Annotated in this window: 14 protein-coding genes; 8 read left to right on the forward strand and 6 right to left on the reverse strand. The window is 35.2% G+C overall.

From position 1 onward, the window contains the following. Positions 1–268: 268 nt before the first annotated feature. The 5 genes from IQ05_RS04690 to IQ05_RS04710 all read left to right on the forward strand — a co-directional run bounded on the left by IQ05_RS04690 (position 269) and on the right by IQ05_RS04710 (position 10,542). Complete coding sequence (locus IQ05_RS04690; RefSeq protein WP_144890534.1) at positions 269–3,961, forward strand: UvrD-helicase domain-containing protein; 3,693 nt, start codon at positions 269–271, stop codon at positions 3,959–3,961. Between the two features lie 48 nt (positions 3,962–4,009). Then, positions 4,010–5,203, forward strand: a complete 1,194-nt coding sequence (kbl, locus tag IQ05_RS04695; protein WP_144890461.1) for a glycine C-acetyltransferase — start codon at positions 4,010–4,012, stop codon at positions 5,201–5,203. Positions 5,204–5,313: 110 nt separating this feature from the next. Further along, positions 5,314–6,729, forward strand: coding sequence for an OmpA family protein (locus IQ05_RS04700; protein ID WP_144890463.1), 1,416 nt, complete (start codon positions 5,314–5,316; stop codon positions 6,727–6,729). Positions 6,730–6,792: 63 nt separating this feature from the next. Further along, positions 6,793–9,570, forward strand: coding sequence for a PD-(D/E)XK nuclease family protein (locus tag IQ05_RS04705; protein ID WP_144890466.1), 2,778 nt, complete (start codon positions 6,793–6,795; stop codon positions 9,568–9,570). Between the two features lie 300 nt (positions 9,571–9,870). Continuing rightward, a complete protein-coding gene (locus tag IQ05_RS04710; protein WP_144890469.1) occupies positions 9,871–10,542 on the forward strand; it encodes an ATP-binding cassette domain-containing protein in 672 nt (223 codons plus the stop codon). Here the strand turns inward: IQ05_RS04710 and IQ05_RS04715 are convergent. The 3 genes from IQ05_RS04715 to IQ05_RS04725 all read right to left on the reverse strand — a co-directional run bounded on the left by IQ05_RS04715 (position 10,539) and on the right by IQ05_RS04725 (position 13,953). Further along, positions 10,539–11,321: an alpha/beta fold hydrolase gene (locus tag IQ05_RS04715; protein WP_144890471.1), complete on the reverse strand. Its 783-nt coding sequence runs from the start codon at positions 11,319–11,321 to the stop codon at positions 10,539–10,541. The genes IQ05_RS04710 and IQ05_RS04715 overlap by 4 nt on opposite strands. A 210-nt stretch (positions 11,322–11,531) precedes the next feature. Then, positions 11,532–12,332, reverse strand: coding sequence for a TIGR00266 family protein (locus IQ05_RS04720; protein WP_144890474.1), 801 nt, complete (start codon positions 12,330–12,332; stop codon positions 11,532–11,534). Between the two features lie 328 nt (positions 12,333–12,660). Next, a complete protein-coding gene (locus IQ05_RS04725) occupies positions 12,661–13,953 on the reverse strand; it encodes an aminopeptidase P family protein (protein ID WP_144890476.1) in 1,293 nt (430 codons plus the stop codon). Positions 13,954–14,156: 203 nt separating this feature from the next. On the opposite strand from IQ05_RS04725, the gene IQ05_RS04730 reads away from it, so the two are divergent. Next, a complete protein-coding gene (locus tag IQ05_RS04730; RefSeq protein WP_144890479.1) occupies positions 14,157–16,994 on the forward strand; it encodes a VPS10 domain-containing protein in 2,838 nt (945 codons plus the stop codon). Between the two features lie 68 nt (positions 16,995–17,062). Here the strand turns inward: IQ05_RS04730 and aceA are convergent, their stop codons facing one another. Continuing rightward, complete coding sequence (gene aceA / locus IQ05_RS04735; protein ID WP_086453285.1) at positions 17,063–18,343, reverse strand: isocitrate lyase; 1,281 nt, start codon at positions 18,341–18,343, stop codon at positions 17,063–17,065. Between the two features lie 64 nt (positions 18,344–18,407). Beyond that, positions 18,408–20,027: a malate synthase A gene (gene aceB / locus IQ05_RS04740; protein WP_208653348.1), complete on the reverse strand. Its 1,620-nt coding sequence runs from the start codon at positions 20,025–20,027 to the stop codon at positions 18,408–18,410. Positions 20,028–20,168: 141 nt separating this feature from the next. On the opposite strand from aceB, the gene IQ05_RS04745 reads away from it, so the two are divergent. Beyond that, positions 20,169–21,650 (forward strand): helix-turn-helix domain-containing protein, encoded by a 1,482-nt coding sequence (locus tag IQ05_RS04745; RefSeq protein ID WP_144890482.1) that lies wholly within the window; start codon positions 20,169–20,171, stop codon positions 21,648–21,650. 99 nt (positions 21,651–21,749) lie between these two features. Here IQ05_RS04745 and IQ05_RS04750 read toward each other — a convergent pair whose 3' ends face one another. Then, positions 21,750–23,111: a hydroxymethylglutaryl-CoA synthase family protein gene (locus tag IQ05_RS04750; RefSeq protein ID WP_144890485.1), complete on the reverse strand. Its 1,362-nt coding sequence runs from the start codon at positions 23,109–23,111 to the stop codon at positions 21,750–21,752. 369 nt (positions 23,112–23,480) lie between these two features. Between IQ05_RS04750 and IQ05_RS04755 the strand changes: the two genes are divergently transcribed. After that, a complete protein-coding gene (locus tag IQ05_RS04755) occupies positions 23,481–24,146 on the forward strand; it encodes a succinate dehydrogenase cytochrome b subunit (RefSeq protein ID WP_144890487.1) in 666 nt (221 codons plus the stop codon). The last annotated feature ends 11 nt before the right edge of the window (positions 24,147–24,157 follow it).

Here is a 24,157-nt window from a genome sequence, read left to right on the forward strand (position 1 = left end):
TACTTTTAAGTTTTATCCCGAAGTTTCGGCACAAATTTTAAAAAGTAACCTATTAATACACGTATTTTTAGGAGCTATTTCCTGCTGTTCACTATATCTTTTTATAAGGTGATGAAAAATCACCTCATAAAAAGGATGCCGTTTCCATCAGGGCTAGGAGATCCCGTGCAGTAGTGCGCTATTTCTATAAAATGATAAGTAAAATTCAATATTTAAAAATATCAATTTGGAACCTAAAATAAATCCAGTTTCGGCTCCCTCCCCTTTGGTGAGTCCCGACGCATCGGGAGGGGAGGGAAAACCATCTTTCTCTATATATGATGCTTCGGCAGGCTCTGGAAAAACCTATGCGCTAGTCAAAGAATACCTTAAGATTATTCTTGTTGCAACAAAAAACGATGCCTATCGCAACATTCTAGCCATTACGTTTACCAATAAAGCGGTACACGAAATGAAATCCCGAATCGTAGGCAGTTTATCTGAGTTTGCAAAAGAAGAGCCCAACCAAAAGGCGCAAGACTTAATGCTGGATTTAGCTTCAGATACCAAACTGTCTATTATCCAAATCAAAACTAAATCACAGCAAATCATTAAGCACATTATTCACAATTATGCTGCCTTTGATATTTCTACCATTGATAAATTTACCCACAAAGTGATTCGGGCTTTTGCTCATGACCTGAATCTGCCCATGACTTTTGAAGTCACTTTGGACACCGAAAATTTATTAACAGAAGCTGTTGATGCCATTATTGCTCAAGCCGGAGAAGATGAAACATTAACAAAACTGTTAATCGATTTCACAATGGAAAAAACAGATGATGATAAGTCATGGGATATATCTCGGGAAATTCTTCAAACTGGGAAACTGGTCTTGAATGAAAACAACCGAAATGAAATCACCCATTTTCAAGATAAATCCATCACTGAATTTGTCGAAATCAAAAAAAAATTAGCCGAAACCTGTAAGATTCTTCAAAAAGAGAGCATCCTTTTAGCTGAAGAAGGGTTGTCAATTATTGATAAAAACGGAATCAATCTTAAATCCTTTTCGGCAGGACATTTCCCCAATCATTTAGTTGCCATTAAAGACGGAAAATACAATCCTAAAAATAAAACCTATCATGAATTTGATGATATAAAAATTAATAAAACAGCACAAGACAGAGCCGTAATAGAAAGTATCATTCCTAATTTACTTCAGCTTTTAGACAGTATTTATAAACTGCATGATAAAATAAATTTTTACAAAGCATTCTTAAAAAACATTACACCTTTATCATTATTGAATACAGTAAGTAATGAATTGGCCAAAATACAACAGGAGCAAAATGTCCTTTCAATTGCTGAGTTTAATGCCATCATTCACAGAGAAATTCAAAATCAGCCAGCGCCCTTTATATACGAGAGATTAGGAGAGCGTTACCGACATTTTTTCATAGATGAATTCCAGGATACTTCCGAAATGCAATGGCAAAACCTGATTCCGTTAATTGACAATGCACTTTCAGGTCAGGACGATTACGGAGTAAAAGGGACTTTGATGATAGTAGGAGATCCCAAACAATCTATTTACAGATGGCGTGGTGGTAAAGCAGAACAGTTTATTGAATTAAGTAAGGATCAAAACCCATTTAGTAATCCGGATAAAAGACTGGAACATTTAGACAAAAATTATCGTTCCTATTCACAGATAATTGAGTTTAACAATGATTTTTTTAAGTTAATTTCAAATGAATTTGAGCACCCAGATTACAAAGATTTGTATGAAAACCACAGCTATCAAAAAACGAATGATAAAAAAGGAGGGTATGTAAACATTTCATTTATTCCAAAACCAGAAAAAGGAGAAGAGGAATATGATACAAATCTAGAAGAGGAAAGCAAGAGCAAAATAGATTTATACGTTGAAGCCACTTTGAGCACAATTCAAAAAACGCTTCAACAAGGTTTTCAATACAAAGATATTGTGGTACTCACCAGAAAACGAAGTCAAGGAATTGCTATTGCAAATTATTTAACAGAGCAAGGAGTTCCACTTTTGTCTTCAGAGACTTTGATGATTCAAAATGCCACCGAAGTACGATTGATTATTCATTTATTAAAATATTTAAAAAACAGCTCTGATTTAGAGTCTAAGGCGAATTTTCTTCAATACATAGCTCAAAACAGTCAAGACAAGCTTCCTGTTCATGATTTTATTGCACAAGGAATGGCTTTGCATAAAGAAACTGATTTTGAAAATTGGTTACTCGGCTTTGATGTTTCGCTTTCGTTTCAAAACATTCGAAAAAAATCATTGTATGAAGCGGTAGAAACTATAATAAGTAAATTCCTCTCTCCATCCCTCTCCAAAGGAAAGGGTGACGAAGCGGCTAATGGTTTGGATAAAAATGTTATAGCAGAATCAAATAAGTTAGGATACATGACCGGCGGAAATTATGCTCATCTTTTAAATGAAAAAGCAAAAGAAAAGAGAAAAGAGCCAACGCCTGCTGAGAAAGCTCTTTGGATGGAGCTTAAATCTAAGTCACTAGATGATCATAAATTTAGGCAGCAACACTTAATAGATGATTTTATTGTTGATTTTGTCTGCTTGTCAAAAAAACTAGTTATTGAAGTAGATGGAGAGTATCATTTTACCGATGAACAAGCTGAGCTAGATAGTAATAGAACCAATACTCTCAATAAGTTAGGATATAAAGTTATCCGATTTACTAATGAGCAAGTGTTAAAAAATATATCAGAGGTTTTAAAAGAAATCAAAAAGGAGGTAATGGTTCAGGAGAATTCTCTAGATATTATTGCTCCAGTTTCATCTCCCTCCCTTTCGGGGAGGGCTGGGGAGGGGAATGCCTATGTTCAGTATTTCTTAGACATTGTTTTGGAGCGCGATATTCGCAACCAAGCAGGAATTTCTGATTTCTTGAATTTTTGGGATAAAAATGCAGAGAAATTCAGTATTCCTTCACCAGAGGGAACGAATGCCGTTCGAATTATGACCATTCATAAATCAAAAGGCTTGGAGTTTCCAGTTGTTATTTTTCCATTTGCCGAGGAAGATTACAATAGAAAACCAAAAGACAAACTCTGGTTGAATGCTGAGGAGGAGGATTTTGGTTTACCAAAAGTTTTAATTGATAATAGTAGTGCAGTTGAGGGATTTGGTGAAGCGGCAGCAGCGGTATACTATCAAAAAAAACAGGAAGAATTGCTTGATAATATTAATGTTCTATACGTGGCTTTAACTCGTGCAGAGGAACAGTTGTATGTGATTTCAAATATGAATCTATCTAGTAAAGGCGAAATTCCAAAGAATAATATGTGTAGCTTTTTCATTAATTATCTAGATCATAAAATTGGTTTTGAAGAGCAAAAATTAGAATATGAATTGGGTACACCGGTAAAGTTGTCTTCGGTAAAGCAACATGTTGATACTTCAAAAACAATTCCTGTTGTTTCAGAAATTTTGAATCCAAAGAATATTAAAATTGCACAACGCGAATCTATAATGTGGGCAACGCAGCAACAAGAAGCCATTGAATACGGTAATTTAATTCATGAAATTTTATCCTTTGTAAAAACAAAAAAAGATGTTGATATAGCCATTACAAAATCATTAGAAAATGGTTTAATATCATTTTTACAACAAGAAACGGTTTTGGCTACCATTCAAGAAATTGTGAATCATCCTGAATTAGAAATTTGTTTTTCAGAGGGGAATGAGGTTTTAAATGAGCAAACCATCATTCAAAAAGAAGGAAAATCTATAAAACCAGACCGTATGGTGATCACTCCAAATAAAGAAGTGCAATTGATAGACTATAAAACGGGTACTACTAATATAAAGTACCAACAACAATTAGAAGGGTATCAATCGGCGATAGAGTTGATGGGTTATAAAGTGATAAAAAAAGCACTTATTTATATCGGAAAAGGAATCGAAGTAGTAAATTTGTAGCTCAAAAATGAATAATTCGCAAAAAATAGAACTTTTAAAAAACAGTTTATGTACGGAAAAATAAAAGAACATCTTCAAGCTGAATTGCAAACCATAGAAGATAATGGGATTTTTAAGAAAGAAAGAATAATAACCTCACCACAAGGTGCCGAAATTACAATAGCAACCGGAGAAACGGTGCTTAATTTTTGTGCAAACAATTATTTAGGATTATCATCTCATCCAGAAGTAGTTCAGGCTGCAAAAGATGCACTTGATACACATGGTTTTGGGATGTCATCTGTTCGTTTTATATGTGGTACACAAGACATACATAAAACATTAGAGAGAAAAATATCTGAGTTTTACGGTTTAGAGGATACTATATTGTATGCAGCCGCATTTGATGCTAACGGTGGTGTTTTTGAACCTTTATTAGGTGAAAATGATGCCATAATTTCAGATAGTTTAAATCACGCTTCTATTATAGATGGTGTGCGTTTGTGTAAAGCAGCTCGTTACCGTTACGAGAACTCAAATATGGAGGATTTAGAACAGCAACTGATAAAAGCAACTGAGGCAGGAACTCGTTTCAAGTTAATTGTAACTGATGGCGTTTTCTCTATGGATGGATTAGTGGCGCCATTAGATAAAATTTGTAATTTAGCTGATAAATATGATGCCATGGTTATGGTAGATGAGTGCCATGCTGCAGGTTTTATTGGGGCAACCGGAAAAGGTACGCTCGAGGCAAAAGGAGTAATGGGCAGGGTAGATATTGTTACGGGAACTCTAGGAAAAGCACTAGGAGGTGCAATGGGTGGTTACACTACGGCAAAAAAAGAAATTATAGAAATCTTACGTCAACGTTCAAGACCGTACTTGTTTTCAAATTCACTTGCTCCATCAATTGTAGGTGCTTCAATAAAGGTTTTTGAACTACTAGAAAAAGACACCACTTTGCGTGATAAACTAGAATGGAATACAAATTATTTCAAAAACGGAATGAAAAAAGCTGGTTTTGATATCATTGATGGAGATTCTGCAATTGTACCAGTAATGCTGTATGATGCAAAGTTATCTCAAACCATGGCCGATGAATTATTAAAGAAAGGTATATATGTGATAGGCTTCTTTTTTCCAGTTGTTCCTAAGGATAAAGCAAGAATTAGAGTGCAACTCTCTGCAGCACATACACAAGCGCATTTAGATAAAGCAATTCAGGCATTTGTAGAAGTAGGGACTATGTTAAATATTATATAATTCCCACATTAAGCACGTAAATCTATTTTTTTTAACATTTCGTTTTGTAGTTTAAAATTTACGTGCTACTTTTGTTCATAATTAACTAAATGTAATTAAAAAATTTAAGTATGAAACATCTTAACAAAATTTTTGTTGCTGCGATGATGGTGGTGGGATTTACGTCTCAAGCACAAGATAGCAACAATCCTATTGCAATATCTTTCGGAGTAAATGCAATAGATACTAAAACAAGTGCAGGAGGAGGAAAAGGATGGGCTGATCGTCATTTCTCTCAGCCATTTGCTGTAAAAGACAACTGGAATATTTTACCATCAGTATCGTACCTAAGCGTATCGAAGTATGTTGGAGATAATTTCTCTGTAGGTCTTGCAGGATCTGTGAATAAAATTGATAAATTGGTAACTTTTAACCCAGCTGCTCCTGGTAGAGACTCTCGTGGGTATGTTGTAAACAATCCTGGAGACTTAATGTATTATGGAATTGATGCTACTGTTAAATATAGTTTCATGAACATGATCAAATCAAAAGTTATTGACCCTTCTCTTTCTGTAGGTGGTGGATACACTTTCCTAGGAGATACTAGCTTCGGAACTGTAAATCCTGGTGCAGGTTTAACTTTATGGTTTACTGAAAATGTAGGTGTAGAGTTAGCAACAAGATACAAAAAATCTTTTGGAGATGGAGAATTGCAAAGATCTCTTTTCCAACATTCTGCAGGTGTGATCTTCAAATTTGGAGGTAAAGATACTGACGGAGATGGAATCTACGATAAAGATGATGCTTGTCCAGATGTTGCTGGTTTAAAGCAATTCAACGGATGTCCTGATACTGATGGAGACGGAATCCAAGATAGCGCTGACTCTTGTCCAGACGTTGCAGGTTTAGCAGCTTTAAATGGTTGTCCTGATGCTGATGGAGATGGTATCGCTGATAAAGATGATGCTTGTCCTAATGAAGCAGGTCCAGTTGCATTAAAAGGATGTCCTGATACTGACGGAGACGGAGTAGCTGATAAAAATGACAAATGTCCTACTGTAGCAGGTCCTAAAGATAACGCAGGTTGTCCTTGGCCAGATACTGATGGAGACGGTGTATTAGACAAAGATGACAAATGTCCTTCTGTAAAAGGAACTGTTGCTAACCAAGGTTGTCCTGAAGTTTCTGAAGAAGTGATGAAAACTTTAAATAACTACGGTAAAGTAATCTTATTTGATTCTGGTAAATCTACTTTCCAACAAGGTACTTACACAGTATTGACATCAATTAAAGATATCTTGAATGAGTATCCAAATTCTAAATTCCAAATTGAAGGTCACACTGATAGCGATGGAAGTAATGAATTAAACCAATCTTTATCTGAAAACAGAGCTGCTGCAGTTAAAAACTATTTAGTTGAAAACGGAATTGCTACTGAAAGATTAAGATCTACTGGTTTTGGTGAAACTAAACCAATTGCACCTAACAAAACTGCAAAAGGAAAAGCTGAAAACAGAAGAGTTGAGATTTCTTTGATTAAAGAATAATTTCCTCAAAATATTTATAGAAAACGCCTCGATTTATCGGGGCGTTTTTTTTATTTTTATAAAATGACAAACATTACTTTTTTAGATAAAATAGCTACAGTTTTAATAGAAAAATACGCAACTAGTTTTTCGGATACAATTATAGTGCTGCCAAATAAACGAGCTAAAATATTTCTTATCGAAGCTCTAAAACGTCAGGTGACTTCAAATGTTTTTTCTCCAGACATTATCAGTATTGAGGATTTTATTCAAGACATTGCAGGTATTCGTACTATTGATCCTATTGAGTTGTTATTTGAATTTTATGAAGTATACTTGTCAGTTACTGATAAAACAAACCAACAGAGCTTTGAGTTATTTGCCAATTGGGCCAAAACCTTATTGCAAGATTTTAATGAAATTGATCGGTATTTACTTGATCCAGCACATGTATTGTCCTATTTGAAAGATATTGAGGACATCAAAAAATGGGGTATTGAGGTGGAGAATAAAACGACTTTATTAGAGAAATATATTGATTTCTGGAAGTTATTACCACATTATTATCAATCGCTATATGCACATTTATTGACTAAAGGGATTGGTTATCAAGGATTAATTTATAGAGAAGCAGTCCTTAATTTAATTCATTTTTCGGAAAGTGTTCAAAATAAAAAATATCTTTTTGCAGGGTTTAATGCATTAAATGCTGCCGAAGAGAAAATAATTCAACACCTTATAGCAAGTGAACAAGCTGAAATTTTTTGGGATGTAGATCAAACTTTTCTCAATGACCCGTATCATGATGCAGGACTTTTTGTGAGAAGGTTTAAAGAAAATTGGAAACATTATAAGGTAAATCCTTTTGAATGGATAGTTGATGATTTTTCTAAAACTAAAAACATTCATTTCATTGGTACACCCAAAACGATAGGTCAAGCTAAAATTGCGGGAAGTATAATAGAAAATGTAATCCTTGAATCAATAACATCTCAGGCTGCTGGTAAACTTGATAAAGTAGCTGTAGTACTTGGAGATGAGAATCTTTTAGTTCCACTTTTATATTCGTTACCATCAAGTGTTGGCGCTTTAAATATTACAATGGGTTATTCCAGCAAGAATAATCCAGCTCAAATATTGATAAGTAAATTATTTAAAATGCATACCAATGCACTTTCAAGAAATGCTAAAAGCTACGTTTTATATTACAAAGATGTTTTGGATATTTTGACACATCCTTTAGTAGAACCGTATGCAAATACAAGTGCGCTCGTAAAAATTATCAATCAAAATAATTATACGTTTATCACCCATCATAAATTGATGGAGTTGCAAGTTGAGCCTAGTGAATTGTTTTTGTTGTTATTTCAAAAATGGGAAAACGGATCGATTCCTGTTTTAGAAACAATTTCTAAATTATTGCAAACCATTAAAGAGAATTTAAGCAACGATAATGAGGAAGAAAAAATCACGAAGGCCTTTGTTTTTGCTATTTTTAAAGTAATCAATAAACTCATTAACTACTATTCTAAACACGAACATATTGATAAAATAGAAACGCTATATTCTATTTATAAGCAGGTTATTGATCTTGCCGAAGTATCGTTTGAGGGAGAACCACTACATGGTTTGCAGATTATGGGTGTGTTAGAAAGTAGGGTTTTGGATTTTGATACAGTCATTGTCACCTCTATGAATGAAGGTAAATTCCCTGCTGGTAAATCTCAAAATTCCTTTATTCCTTATGATGTGAAAAGAGAGTTGGGTTTACCAACTTTTAAGGAGAAAGACGCCATTTACACCTATCATTTTTATCATTTATTGCAGCGTGCCAAGACTATTTATTTGTTGTATAACACCGAAAGTGAAGGTTTGGATGCAGGTGAAAAAAGTAGGTTTATCACACAACTGGAAGTAGAAAAGCAAAAAAATCACACCATTACTCATGAAATTTACAATGCGGTTTTACCCGATACGGCGTACCAACCTATTGTAATTCCTAAATCAGAAAGTGTGATGCTGCGATTGAAAGAAATTGCGGAAAAAGGATTTTCACCCTCTGCTCTAACCAGTTATATCCGCAATCCGATACAGTTTTATTTCCAAAAGATCCTACGTATTAGCGAAGTGGAAGAGGTGGAAGAAAATATTGCTTTGAATACCCTGGGGACCATTATTCATGAGACCTTACGTGTTTTATACGAACCCTTTATTAATAAATTTATTTCAGAAACTGATATTCTAAATTGTTTTAAACAAATAGATGATGAGGTTCTCAAGCAATTTAAATTAGTGTACAAGGAAGGCGAAATCAAAAAAGGAAAGAATTTATTAGCGTTTGAAGTAGCCAAACGTAATGTTTCTAATTTCTTGAAAGTAGAATTAGAAAATATCAAAAATGGAGATGCCATCAAAATTATTGCTTTAGAACAAACTTTTGAGCGCATTTTGCATCATCCGAATTTGCCTTTTCCAGTATTGATAAAAGGAAATGTGGACCGAATCGAAGAGCGCAATGGAAACATCCGAATCATCGATTACAAAACAGGAAAAGTGGAAAAAGCTAATGTGACTTTGAAATCATGGAACGGACTTATTGAAGATATTAAAAGCGATAAAATTATTCAGGTGCTTGCCTATGCTTTTATGTACGAAACCGAAGCAAAAGGGAAAACCATCGAAGCAGGTATCATCTCATTTAAAAATCTAAAAGCAGGTTTTTTACCGTTTAATTTTAAAGTAGATAAAACAGTTAATAGTAGCATCACTGATGATATTTTGAGGAATTATCTGGAACAACTGGTACTTTTACTAAGTGAAATTTTGGATGAGAATACGCCTTTCAAAGAAAAAATAATTTAATTCAGCAACTATCAGAAAACTAAATAATAGTTACGAGTTTTACAAAAGTACTTTAGCCGTAAACATTGGTATAAGCGCTTTGGCAGGTGTTTTTGGAGGTTTTGAAACCTTTAAATATGTCCTTTTGTTTTTCGGTTTTTTCATTAGTCTTTTGATTAAAGAGGTGAATGCTAAAAAGGAATACTTGTTTTATTACAACAACGGTCTTTCAAAAATTCAGTTGATTGTTTATGGATTCCTTATTAATTTTTTCTGCTCTATGATCTTCATTCTTGTTGTGAATCTTATCTCGAATTTCCTATGACAACAAGTATTTTAGAAGTAGATAGCGTACAAAAACAATACAATGGAAAAATTATCCTTTCGGATGTGTATTTGAAATGTGAAACAGGAACTGTTCTCGGGCTTTTGGGTCGAAATGGTTCTGGTAAATCTACATTATTGAAGATTATTTTCGGGATAGAACCAGCTGATTTTAAGTTTGTTCGGGTTGGTGGAAAAGTGCTGTCAAAAACAAGTGAGCTGTTAAAAGAAATCAGCTATTTACCTCAGGATTCTTTTATTTCAAATTCTTTTTCGGTGCAAAAAACCATTCAATTGAGCATTGCAAAAGAGAACGTAAAAGATTTTTATGCAGATGCCATGATACAGTCTATGTTGGGTAAAAAAATCAAACATTTATCTGGCGGGGAATTGCGTTATCTAGAAATAAAATTAATCTTTAACAATGATTCAAAATTTGTACTGCTTGATGAGCCTTATAATGGATTGTCACCCATCATGATTGAAAACATAAATGCGTTAATCACAACAATGTCGGCTGTAAAAGGTATTTTGATCAGCGATCATAATTATCAAAATGTGATTCAAATTTCTACCAAACTGGCATTAATGAAAGATGGGAAAATGCATCATTTAAAAGATAAAAACGAACTCATCGAAAAAGGGTATTTAAAATCTGGTATGCTCTAAATACTTTTAAAAAAAGACAATAGAACAGCTAATAATTCGTCTTGATTTTCTAGGTGACTCATGTGTCCATCAGGAAAAGTGATAAGTTGGACCGCCGTGTTTTCTATTTGTTCCTTGGTTTCCTCATAATTCAAAACAGGATCTTTTTCGCCTAAAATTAAAAGTTTAGGAAAAGGCGTAAGGTGCAGCAATACTTCTCGATCTTGCCTGATTTTCATGCCTTCTAGTGAAGCAACAATTCCTTGCAAGGGCGTTTGTAGTGCTCCTTTTTTAACGTTTTCAATCGTAGCAGCCAATCGCTCTCTGTTATTTTCACTAAATAAATTACCAATCGAAAGCGAAATGAAATTTACAAATGATTGTTTCACGGCTTTAATGGCACGATCCCGATTTTTTTTGCGCTCTTCACTGTCCGCCCTTGCGGTCGAGTTGAGTAAAACCAATCCTTTGATAGTGTCAGGATATAATTCGGCGAACGCCAAAGCCACATAACCTCCCATAGAATGCCCTACGAAAATAGCTTTGCGAATGCGCAATTCTGATAAAACCGCATGAACTACATCGGCATTGTCCTCCATGGTATGCACATATCCCAAACATTCTGTGGCGCCATGACCTAATAAATCAATGCTAATAACACGATTTTTTAGCGCTAATTTTGGGACATAAAAATCCCACATGCTTTTGTTTTCTAGAAAACCGTGGAGTAAAATAATTGCAGTTCCTTTTCCTTCGTCAGTATAGGAAATAGTGGTGTTTTTAAAGAGGATTTGTTTCAATTTTGTAATGTTTGTGCAAAGCTAAAGCTTTAATTTTTTTCAAAACATATTAGCCATTTAAGTTTTAAATTTTTTTGGGTGAATATTGGTGATAGCTGAAATAAAAAAATAAACATATAAGTCATGTAAGCTCATTTATTCATTTTATTACAGTACTTAAATGACTTATTTGTTTACAAAAAAGCTCTCATTTCTGAGAGCCTTTGAGTCTTAAAATCTGTTATCACCGTCTATTAATCGGCCTAAACCGCCTAATAAACTGCCTTCGTCACGGCTGCTTCCGCCTGCTCTAGGTGCCGATGCAATGATTCTGTCGGCAAGGCGGCTGAAAGGTAAGGACTGAATATAAACTGTTCCTGGACCACGTAATGTAGCATAAAATAAACCTTCGCCACCAAAAAGAGAATTTTTGATTCCGCCTACAAACTCGATGTCATAATCTACATCTTTTGTAAATCCTACAATACAACCAGTATCGACTTTTAGGACTTCACCTGCGGCTAATTCTTTTTTGGCTAATGTTCCGCCGGTGTGTACAAAGGCCAGTCCGTCACCTTCAATTTTTTGCATGATGAAACCTTCTCCACCAAATAACCCAGTTCCTAATTTTTTAGAGAATTCGATTCCTACTGATACGCCTTTGGCGGCACACAGAAAAGAATCTTTTTGACAAATAAATTTACCGCCAAATTGCGTCAAATCAATTGGGATAATTTTACCAGGATAAGGCGAGGCAAATGAAACTTTACTTTTGGTGTTGTTTTGGTTGATGAATGCGGTCATAAAGAGACTTTCTCCAGTAAGTACTCGTTTTCCGGCGCTTAATAGTTTGCCAAACAATCCGTTTTCTTGGCCAGAACCGTCTCCAAAAATGGTTTGCATTTGGATGTTGTTGTCCATCATCATAAAACTTCCGGCTTCGGCAACAACTACTTCTTGAGGATCTAGTTCGATCTCTACGTATTGCATTTCTTCGCCGTAAATGTGATAATCGATTTCGTGTGCTTGCATGATTTTTATGTTTTTTAGTTTTTTCTATTTAGTACTTATTAACTGCTGTTGATAGCAGTTTAAGAATAAGTCTTTGACTGGTTTATAACGTTACAGCTTTAGAATTGTTTTAACATTTAGCTCTTTTGAAAACGGAGCGAACTTTTTAGCCCTGATGGCAGTGGCATCTCCCGCTTATAAAAAACAAGGCTTTTGGGCCGTAGTTTTTTGAGCGGGAATATAACGAACAGCAGGACAGGTCGTGGTTTTGAAAATTTCATATACTGCTCCTCAAAAAAAAAGCAGCCTAGATTGCGCTAGACTGCTTGTTATGGATGGGAAAGATGTGTTATGTGTTCATGAGGTCTTCGATTTCTTCGACTTCGATAGGAATGTTGCGCATCATGTTGAAAGGTTCGCCGCTTTCTTGAACGATGATGTTGTCCTCAAGACGAATTCCGAAACCTTCTGCAGGAATATAAATTCCAGGCTCAACGGTAAAGACCATGTTGGCTTGCATTGGCTCGGTCAAAATACCATAATCATGCGTGTCTAGTCCCATGTGGTGTGAAGTTCCGTGCATGAAATATTTTTTGTAAGCGGGCCAATCAGGGTTTTCGTTTTGCACATCGGCTTTGTCAATAAGTCCTAAACCTAGTAATTCTGAGGTCATTATTTTCCCCACTTCGATGTGGTATTGTTTCCAAAGTGTGCCAGTGGTTAACATTTTAGTAGCCTCGTTTTTTACACGAAGTACGGCGTTGTAAACCTCTTTTTGACGACTAGTATAGCGACCAGAAACGGGAATGGTACGCGTCATGTCACTAGAATAATTAGCATATTCAGCAGCTACATCAAGTAAAATTAAATCGCCTGCTTTGCATTGTTGGTTGTTTTCAATATAATGCAAAACGTTAGCATTGTTACCCGATGCGATGATAGGCGTGTACGCAAAACCACGAGAGCGGTTGCGGATGAATTCGTGAATCAATTCGGCTTCGATTTCGTATTCGGTAACGTTTGGTTTCACAAAAGGCAACAATCGTCTGAAACCAAGTTCAGTAATGTTGCAGGCTTTTTGGATCAAGTCCAATTCTTCGCTTTCTTTTACAGAACGTAGGCGTTGTAGGATAGGGTTGCTTTTGGCAACGGCGTGTGCAGGATATTTTTCTTTCCACCATTTTACAAAGCGTGCTTCGCGGGTTTCGGTTTCTACCGTGGCGCGGTAATGCTCATTGGTATTGATGTAAATAGTTTCGGCATGCGTCATCATTTCGAACAATACTTTTTCAAAATCTTGTAGCCAATACACGGTTTTGATTCCGGTTACTTCGTAAGCACGTTCTTTGGTTAATTTTTCGCCTTCCCAAATGGCAATGTGCTCGCTAGTTTCTTTCAAGAAAACCATCTCGCGTTGGTGTTCATAAGGTGCTTCAGGGAACAGTAGTAAAATACTTTCTTCTTGGTCTACACCACTCAAATAAAAGATGTCTCGGTGTTGTGCAAAAGGCAAAGTACTATCAGCCGAAACGGGATAAATATCATTCGAATTAAAAACAGCCACACTTTTTGGCTTCATTTGAGCCATGAATTTGGCTCTGTTTTTTATAAATAAATTGCGGTCAATTTGATGGTATTTCATGAGTTGAGTTTTATTTTTTATGGGTGTGAAATGTAATTGGAATGGCTTATTTATCTCATTAATTTAAAACAAATGGATGTCAGTCCATATTTTTTATTGATTATTCAAAAATACTAACTTTGAGAGAAACAGGTGTTAATTAGAGTATAAAATTTTTTGGTCCGTTGATTTATCCTTAAATTTCGGCATCAAAATCCAACTCTATGAAAAAAGGAATACTCTTAGCTGCCTTTATTGCGCAAACCGTTGCCTCTGCACAAGTCTCTCCTGAGGCAGTTCAAAATAGTTTAGTAGCCAAAAAACAACTGCAAGAACAATCGCTTTTTAAAAACCTAAGTTTGCAAAATGTGGGTCCAACGGTTATGAGCGGGCGCGTTGTAGATGTGGATGTTAATCCTGAAAATCCAACCGAATTTTATGTAGGGTATGCATCAGGAGGTTTGTGGTACACGAACAATAACGGAATGAGTTTTGTGCAGGTTATGGATGCAGCGCCTACACAAAATGTAGGTGATATTGCGATAGACTGGAAAAACGGAACGATTTGGGTAGGAACCGGAGAGGTGAATTCTTCGCGCTCTTCCTATGCTGGAATTGGGATATTGAAATCAACGGATAAAGGAAAGACTTGGCAAAATATGGGTTTGCATGACACGCACCATATTAGTAGAATTTTGATAAATCCAGTAAATCCGGATGAAATTGTAGTAGGTGCGGTGGGACATTTGTATACTAAAAATGAAGAACGCGGTATTTATAAAACCACAGATGGCGGAAAAACATGGAGTAAATCCCTTTTTGTAAACAACGAAACAGGAATTATTGATGTGGCTGTATCGCCAAAAAATTTCAAAGTACAATATGCAGCTGCTTGGAGTAAAGACAGAAAAGCTTGGGATTTTAAAGGTAATGGATCAGCATCAGGAATTTACAAAAGTGAGGATGCTGGAGCAACTTGGAAATTGTATTCTACTGCCAATAGTGGTTTTCCCACAGGTGAAGGTGTAGGTAGAATTGGCTTAGCCGTTTATGATGATGCTACAGTTTATGCCGTTCTGGACAACCAATTCAAAAGACCTTTAGACGCTAAAAAAAGCAATTCATTACCAGCAGCCTTTTCTGTTCCTGGAGATGAGTTTCTTAAAATACCCAATAAAAGCTTAAACTCTATTCTAAAAAACTATGGTTTAACTGAAAAATACAGAGCTGAGAATATCAAACATTGGGTTCAAAATGGGTATTTGCAACCAAGTGAGGCCGGAAAATTAGTCTTAGCATCCATTAATAGTTTGGCTGATGCCGAGGTTATTGGTGCCGAAGTGTATAAATCTACCAACGGGGGAACAAGTTGGACAAAAACACACCAAAACTTCATTGACGATTTATTTTATTCTTATGGCTATTACTTTGCAGCTATTTCGGTAGATCCAAGTAACGCAAATAAAATTTACTTATCGGGAGTACCAGTAATTAAATCAGATGATGGTGGAAAAACGTTTACAAGCATTAGTGAAGAGAATGTCCATGCAGATCACCATGTAGTATGGGTGAATCCTAATAAATCTGGGCACTTAATTAATGGTAATGATGGTGGTTTGAACATTTCTTATGATGATGGGGCACACTGGTTCAAAGGCAATTCGCATAGTGTGAGTCAGTTTTATGCTGTGAATGTTGATGAGCAGGAACCGTATAATATTTATGGTGGAATGCAGGATAATGGGGTATGGGTTGGACCAAGCAATTATCAATTTTCTTCAGAATGGTTACAAACGGGGAAATATCCTTATGAAAATTTAATGGGAGGCGATGGAATGCAAACTCAAATAGACAAACGTAATCCTAATATTGTTTTTACAGGATTTCAGTTTGGAAATTATTACCGTATAGATCGTGCCAATAACAAAAGAGAGTACATTTCGCCAAAGCCAAAAAAGGATGAGAAACCATTTCGATTCAATTGGCAAACGCCTATTTTGCTTTCCTCACACAATCAAGATATATTGTACATGGGATCGAACTTTTTGCACAGATCTATGAACCAAGGACAAACTTGGACTGCAATTTCACCGGATTTGACCCAAGGTGTTAAGGAAGGTAATGTTGCCTTTGGTACACTCGCTACAATTAGTGAGAGTACTTTGCAATTTGGGTTGCTATACACCGGTAGTGATGACGGACTAATTCAGGTGACGAAAGATGGAGGTGTGAGCTGGAACAAAATTTCAGAAACTTTGCCACAAAACCGTTGGGTAACTAGAGTAGTTGCATCGGCACATAAAAAAGAACGCGTTTACGCTACTTTAAACGGATACCGCAATGATGATTTTACAACTTATGTATTCGCATCTGATGATTACGGACAAACTTGGACTAGTATAGCTAGTAATATTCCTGCAAGTCCAGTGAATGTAATTGCAGAAGATCCAGTGAATGAGAATGTATTGTATTTAGGGACTGATAATGGACTGTATGTTTCATTAAACAGAGGGAAGACTTGGGAAGATTTCTCCAATGGAATGCCTAATGTTGCGGTTCATGATTTAGTCATTCAAAAGAAAGCTAAAGATTTAATAGTGGGGACTCATGGACGCTCTATTTACAAAGTTAATTTGGATCAAGTCCAAAATATAAATGACAAAGTTTTAGCTTCTACTATTCATGTTTTTGACTTAAAAAAGATAAAAAAATCAAGAGAATGGGGTAATAGTTGGAGTGCTTGGGCTAAACCAACAGATCCTAAAGCTGAGATTTGGTTTTACTCTAATGAAGATGCCGAAGTGGTGTTGCAAATTGAGAACAGCAATAAAGAATTCCTTTTTTCTCAAAAAGTAATGGCCAAAAAAGGATTAAACAAGCAGGTTTATGATTTATCCGTTCCAAAGGAAATTGTTGAAAAAGCTTTGGCTAAAGACAAGAAAATGAAATGGGAAGCAGCTAAAAACGGAAAGTATTACTTACCTGTTTCTATAAGTAAAGTTATCATTCAAAAAGGAAAAGATAAAGTAGTGGCTGATCTAGAAATTTTCGAATCTAAATAATATCATTTCTCAGAAATCAAAAAACACGATTCCGTAAGAAATCGTGTTTTTTTATGCTCTTTAGATATTTAAAACTGTGCCGTTTCAGTAGAATCTTTCATGGCTGTGGTACTTGATTTTCCTATTGTTACGGTATTTTGTACCGCATCAAAATAAGAAGTTCCTACAAATCCTTGGTGTTTCACCGCTTTGAAACCGTGTTTTTGTAAAGCAAATTCTCTTTCTTGTAATTCAGAGTAGCCCGCCATTCCTCTTTCTTTGTAAGCTTTTGAAAGTTCAAACATACTTGTATTTAAGGCGTGAAATCCAGCCAATGTAATGAACTGAAATTTATAGCCCATAGCTGCTAGGTCTTCTCTAAATGTTTCCATTTCAGCTACAGATAATTTTGCAGCCCAGTTAAAAGATGGAGAGCAATTGTAAGCAAGCATTTTTCCTGGGAATTGTGCGTGAATAGCTTCTGCAAATTGTTTGGCGTATGCTAAATCGGGGTTACTAGTTTCCATCCAAATTAAATCAGCATACGGTGCGTAACTTAATCCACGGTCAATTCCTTGTTCAATTCCACAATTCACATAAAAAAAGCCTTCAGCAGTTTTTTCTCCTGTAATGAATTTTGCGTCTCTTGGGTCAATATCACTAGTCAATAAGTTAGCTGCATCAGCGTCAGTTCTAGCAACAACAAGCGTAGGCGTTCCCATAACATCAGCTGCTAAACGAGCTGCAATTAATTTATTGATAGCTTCTTGCGTAGGAACTAAAACTTTTCCGCCAAGGTGACCGCATTTTTTAGCAGAACTCAATTGGTCTTCAAAGTGAACACCTGCTGCTCCTGCTTCGATCATCGATTTCATTAATTCAAAAGCATTTAGATTTCCTCCAAAACCAGCTTCGGCATCAGCCACAATAGGAACTAGGTAGTCTTTTTTATCAGTAGTTCCGTTTACCACTTGTATTTGATCTGCTCTTAAGAGCGCATTGTTAATACGTTTTACTACAAGTGGAACACTATTGGCAGGGTATAATGATTGGTCAGGGTACATTTCGCCGGCTACATTTGCATCGGCTGCAACTTGCCAACCGCTCAAGTATATGGCTTCAAGTCCAGCTTCTACTTCTTGAATAGCTTGGTTTCCTGTAAGTGCGCCAAGTCCAGCCACAAAATCTTGCGAATTAAGTTTGTTCCATAAAGTAGTAGCTCCAAGTCTTGCAACGCTGTGTTCTATTTGGTAAGAACCTTGTAGTTTAACAACTTCCTCAGCAGTATACGGACGCTCAATACCTTTCCATCTTGGGTTTGAAATCCAGTCTGCAACTAATTCTTGAATTCTTGTTTCGGTAGTTTTCATAGTGTTTGTATGGTTTAAATGGTGTTTAATATTTTAATGATATTTATTTTATTGCAATTGTTTTTTAAATGTATTTGTATCCTGATAGGGTTAAAAAGTCTATGAAATTCTTGTTTACCACCAGTTGATCTAATAATTGTTCTGCTAGAATGTATTTTTGTTTCTCATGATTTTCATCCCCAACTAGTTTTTTTATTTTTTCAAATTCTTCCATGGCTAGTTTATGATAGTAATTGGTGTTTAGTTGTTTTCCGTTATCTAGCGTAACTTTATTTTGTAGCCATTGCCACAGTTGTGATCTAGAAATCTCCGCAGTTGCTGCATCTTCCATCAAGTGGTGTAATGCTGCAGCGCCTTGGCCATTGAGCCATGAGGCAATGTATAAAACAGAAATACTGATGTTTTTTCGAACGCCTTCCTCTGTGATAGTTCCTTTTGGAGTTTCTAGTAAATCGCTTTCGGTTACGTGAACGTCCTCTCTTTTTACATGGATTTGGTTTTTAGTTGGCATGTGCTGGTCAAATACAGTCATGGCAAGCGGAACCAAATCAGGATGGGCGACCCAAGTACCGTCATGACCATTTTTAACCTCACGTTCTTTGTCGGCAATCACTTTGTTAAAAGCTATAGTATTGGCTTCTTCATTATTTTTGATCGGAATTTGTGCTGCCATTCCGCCTATAGCGTGTATGTTGCGTTTGTGACAACGTTGAATTACTAGTTGTGAATAAGCACTCATAAACGGAGCTGTCATGGTTACTTGATCCCTGTTTGGAACAATGAAATTGGGATTGTTTCGTAATTTTTTGATATATGAAAAAATGTAATCCCATCTTCCGCAATTCAAACCAACGATATGATCTTTCAATTCATAAATAATTTCGTCTAATTGAAAACTGGCGGTTATAGTTTCGATTAAAACGGTTGCTTTGAAAGTTCCTTTTTTTACTCCTAAATACTCCTGTGTAAATAGGAAAACTTCGTTCCACCATCTTGCTTCAAGATAATGCTCTAGTTTTGGGATGTAAAAATAAGGTGCTGTTCCATCTTCAATAAGTTTTTTATAGTTGTGAAAAGCATATAGCCCAAAGTCAATCAATGATCCTGAAGTTTGTACACCGCCAATTAAAATATTCTTCTCAGGTAAGTGTAATCCTCTTGGACGAACTAACAACACGGCTGTTTTTTCGTTCAAACTGTATTTTTTGTTTTTTACAGGATCCGCAAGACTAATTGTTTTGTTTACGGCATCTTTCAGGTTTTGCTGTCCTGTCATAAGATTGCTCCATGTTGGGGAAGTGCTGTCTTCAAAATCAGCCATGAAAGTTTTAGCACCAGAATTCAGGGCATTGATTACCATTTTACGATCTACAGGTCCTGTTATTTCAACTCTTCGGTCTGCTAAATCATCTGGTGTAGTTGCTGCTTCCCAGTTTTCTTCTCTAATTTCTTTTGTTTCCAATGGAAAAGTAGGTAACGTGCCTGCATCAAATAAATCTTGTTGTTTTATTCTGTTTTGTAACAACAACAAACGTTCATTATTGAAATTTTCATGAAGTAATGAAAGGAATGTTATTGCTTCATCGGTTAAAATTTCAGGATAACGCTCTGTAGTCTCTATTGAAAAATTTAACATATTGGTTGAATATATTTCTTTAATTTCTGTTTTTTGACCTGTTTCCATAACTAATTATCTTTTTTTGTTGTCAATATTATTTTTTAACACTGCAATGATACAAAAAGTTTTTAATAAAAAAAGCGAACGTACGCTAAAATGTAAAAATATTTTTTTTGGCGAAAATATTTTTTATCTTATCTTTGAGATATGAACATAGAGAAAGATTATATCAAGCTTATTTTTGGGCTTAAACTCAAGCAAGCACGTACGGCTAAAAATTTGTCTTTATTTGGTTTAGCCAAAATCACAGCGCTTTCGAAATCGTATTTGAACGAAATTGAGAAAGGAAAGAAATATCCTAAAACCGATAAAATTATTTTACTAGCTGAAAAATTAGATGTTACTTATGATCACATGGTTTCGTTGAAACTGGATAATAATTTGGCGCCTATTGGTGAAATATTAAAATCAGGGATTTTAAAAGAGATTCCGCTGGAGCTGTTTGGAATTCAAGAAGCTGATTTAATTGATATTATTGCCAATGCACCTGCTAAAGTCAATGCTTTTATTAGTACCATTATTGAAATTGCGCAACACTATAATCTTACCAGAGAAAGTTTTTTCCTAGCGGCACTTCGTTCTTATCAAGAGGCGCACAATAATTATTTTGAAGATTTAGAGGAGAAAGTTCTTTTGTTCTGCAAAGCGTTTCATGTAGACTTAACCACTAATATTTCTATCACAGAGCTCAAGGCTATTCTTGTTGAAGAATATGGATATACCATACAAGAGTTGGTTTTTACAGAGCATGAAGCTTTGGGTGATTTACGTTCTATTTTTGTACCCTCTAGTAAAACTTTGTTGCTATCAAATGATATTGATGAAGGACAAAAAGCGTTTATTTTAGCTAAAGAAATTGCATACAACTACATGGAAATCAAGGAGCGATTGTATACTTTTAGTTGGATAAAATTTGATAATTTTGATCAGGTTTTGAATAATTTTTATGCTTCTTATTTTGCTGGTGCTTTGTTATTGCCGCGTCAACATCTTATAAACGAGCTAAATGTATTCTTGGCTCTAGAAAATCCTAAACCGCAACAAATGGTTCAGTTGATGAACCAGTTTAATGTGTCTCCTGAGTCTTTTTACCAGCGTTTGACTAATATTTTACCGAAAGATTTTAATCTCAAAAATTTGTTCTTCTTGCGCCTTTCGCACCAAAAAGGAACAGATACTTATCAGATAAAGAAAGAGTTGCATATCACCAATCAGCAGGAACCGCATGCTAATGAAATGAACGAGCATTACTGCCGGAGATGGGTTTCTATACGAACGATTGAAGAATCTATAAAGCAGGGTAAAAATCACTTTTTTGATGCCCAAATCTCTAGTTACGAAAACAGTAAAAATGAGTATCTCGTTTTTTCATCGGCTACACCAGATCCTTTTAAAACAGATTGTATCCGAAGTATTTCTGTTGGAATATTGATGACAGCAGGAATGAAGAAAAAATTTAAGTTCATCGAAAATGAGTCGCTCAAAAAACAAATTGTAGGTGTTACTTGTGAAACTTGTGCCGTAAAAGATTGTCTAGAACGTGCTTCGCCTCCTATTCAATTGGAACAAAAAATCAGGAATGAAAACACTGAAGCTATCGTCCAGAAATACATGACGAAGTTCAGTTAAAAATAGAAATCAAAAATAATTACATAAAATTAGACGCAGATTTCGCCAATGATACATTAAATTGATGAAATCTGTGTTTTTTAATAATATAAGATTTTATTACTCCACCCATTTGTAATAACGAGCTCCTAGTAAGTTGAGATTTTCACTTTCGATACGTTCTAAAATCCATTCGTTTTTTGGGCTACAAACGCTTTGGTGTTGTTCTTTTTTATGGAGTTTTTCGTAAGTTTTAAAGTCAATTTCAAAGCTTTTTTCGAGGGTTTCAAATAAGGATACACGCTCCAGAGCTTCTTTCCATTCTGCTTGAATGGTTCCTTCAAATACTTTTGACTTCGAGCCGCTTCCATAGGCTAGAAAGCCAAATACACTTTCGGAAATTTCTTTTTTAGAATCATAAAAATGAGTTAATGTTGACAATAAGCCCATAAAAATAGAGCCTGTATAAAGATTCCCTATCAATGACGAAGCTAATTCGGCAGGCTTTAATTTTTTAGAAACAAATTCTATGTAGGCTTCACTTTTGCTGATTTCTTTCAGTTTGTTTTGGTAAACTGTAGTTTCTTCTGTTCCTGATAAAGTACTATTTGAGGCATCCAAAGCATAAATTTCACTTAGCATTCTACGGCCTTGATATGCGTAAGGTAAGTGCATGACAATGCTGGTCCATGTGTCATAAACCGTTTGAGATGTTTTTTTTAATTTCTTGAACGAAAAATAAGCATCTCGGGTTCTATCCATGTAACATTGATTGGAATACTGACCGTCAAAAACAGGTTGATCTTTGTGGATTTCTATTTCGCTTTCTAAATTATCAAACCAAGCGTCGTTTGCTTCGTTTCCAGTTATGGCAGTTTTTGCTAATGTTCTGTAAGGTTTAAAAAAATCAAAAACACCTTTGGTACTTGTTGCCCAAGCCTCTCCAAAAGCGATAATTCTGGGGTTTGAGGTTATTAATAAGGCAATAGCTCCCGCACCTTGGGTGTATTCGCCGGTAGAGTTTAAATCGTATTTGGCAAAATCAGTCGTTACAACAATGGCTTTTTTAGTTGGGTTGAGTCGAATAAAATCGATACAATTTTGCATCGCATCTACGCCGCCAATACAGGCAAAAGTAAAATCAACCACATCGCATTCTGACAAAGTGTTTTCTCCAAATTTTTGCTCCATCAATGAAATTAAGAACGAACTAATGGGTTTTGAGTTGTCAATACTACTCTCGGTACCCACATAAATACGAGCTATTTCATTTAGATTTATGTTGTGGTCAAGGATTAACTTGGTCAAGGCATTGGCTCCAAAAACTACTATATCTTGGTGTACATCCGGAAGAGTCATTTTTTCTAATCCAAGTCCTTTTTGCAGTTTTTCAGGGTCAATATTTCTGGCTTTTGCCAATGCGCCAATGGATGAATGTATTTTTGCGACATCAAAAGTGATGGCATCGATTCCGATTTTCATTTTAAATTATTTTGACTATAAAATTAGAAATAAGCGCGCTAATCTTTTTTTATTTTGTGTTTTTTAAACTGCCTTCGGTCTATTTTTAGTAAATTTAATTTTTTGATTTGAGCAAATTATTGATCTCGTAAAAAACACCAATTTTTTTAAGAATTATATTTTTGTTTGATTCGTAAAGATTTTCAAATTCTTTGGTTTTGTCTAACGAAATTCTTCTTTTGTAGAGTTCTAGGTATTGATTTATATAGGTTTATTTGGTTTTGTGATGTAACACTTTAAAATGATTATAAATTATAGCGAAAAGGTTGTAGTTCATTTCTAATTGCCCTATTTTTGTATGATTTTTTAAATTAATACAACTAAATTCTTATGGCAAAATCTTCATTATTAAAGTCATCGATCGCAAAAAAAGTAGCTATGGCGCTTTCTGGACTTTTCTTAATTTTATTTTTAGCACAACATTTTTTTATAAACAGTACCTCGGTTTTTAGTCCTGATACTTTTAACTCTATTTCTCATTTTATGGGAAATAACCCGTTGGTGCAGTTTGTTATTCAACCTATTCTTATTATAGGTGTTATTTTTCACTTTATTATGGGTATCGTTTTAGATCTTCAAAACAAAAGTGCAAGGCCTATTAAATATGTAAAAAATAATGGTGCAGCTAGTTCATCATGGGCATCACGTAACATGATTATTTCTGGAGGTGTTGTATTTGCTTTTATGCTTTTACACTTTTATGATTTTTGGATTCCAGAAATGGTTTACAAGTATGTAGAAGTAAATCCACTTGATGAGATTCGTTATTTTGGTGAGTTACAACATAAATTTGTTGATCCTACTCGTACAGCTATTTATTGCGTTTCATTTGTATTGTTAGCACTACACTTGTGGCACGGTTTCAACTCTTCGTTTCAATCTGTAGGGTTCAACAATAAATATTCTAGATCATTACACAAATTGGGATATGCTTTTGCAATTGTAGTTCCTGTTGGCTTTATTTTCATTGCATTATTTCATCATTTTAATCATTAATATTAAATTAT

The sequence above is a fragment of the Flavobacterium tiangeerense genome (assembly GCF_007830355.1).
Taxonomy (GTDB): domain Bacteria; phylum Bacteroidota; class Bacteroidia; order Flavobacteriales; family Flavobacteriaceae; genus Flavobacterium; species Flavobacterium tiangeerense.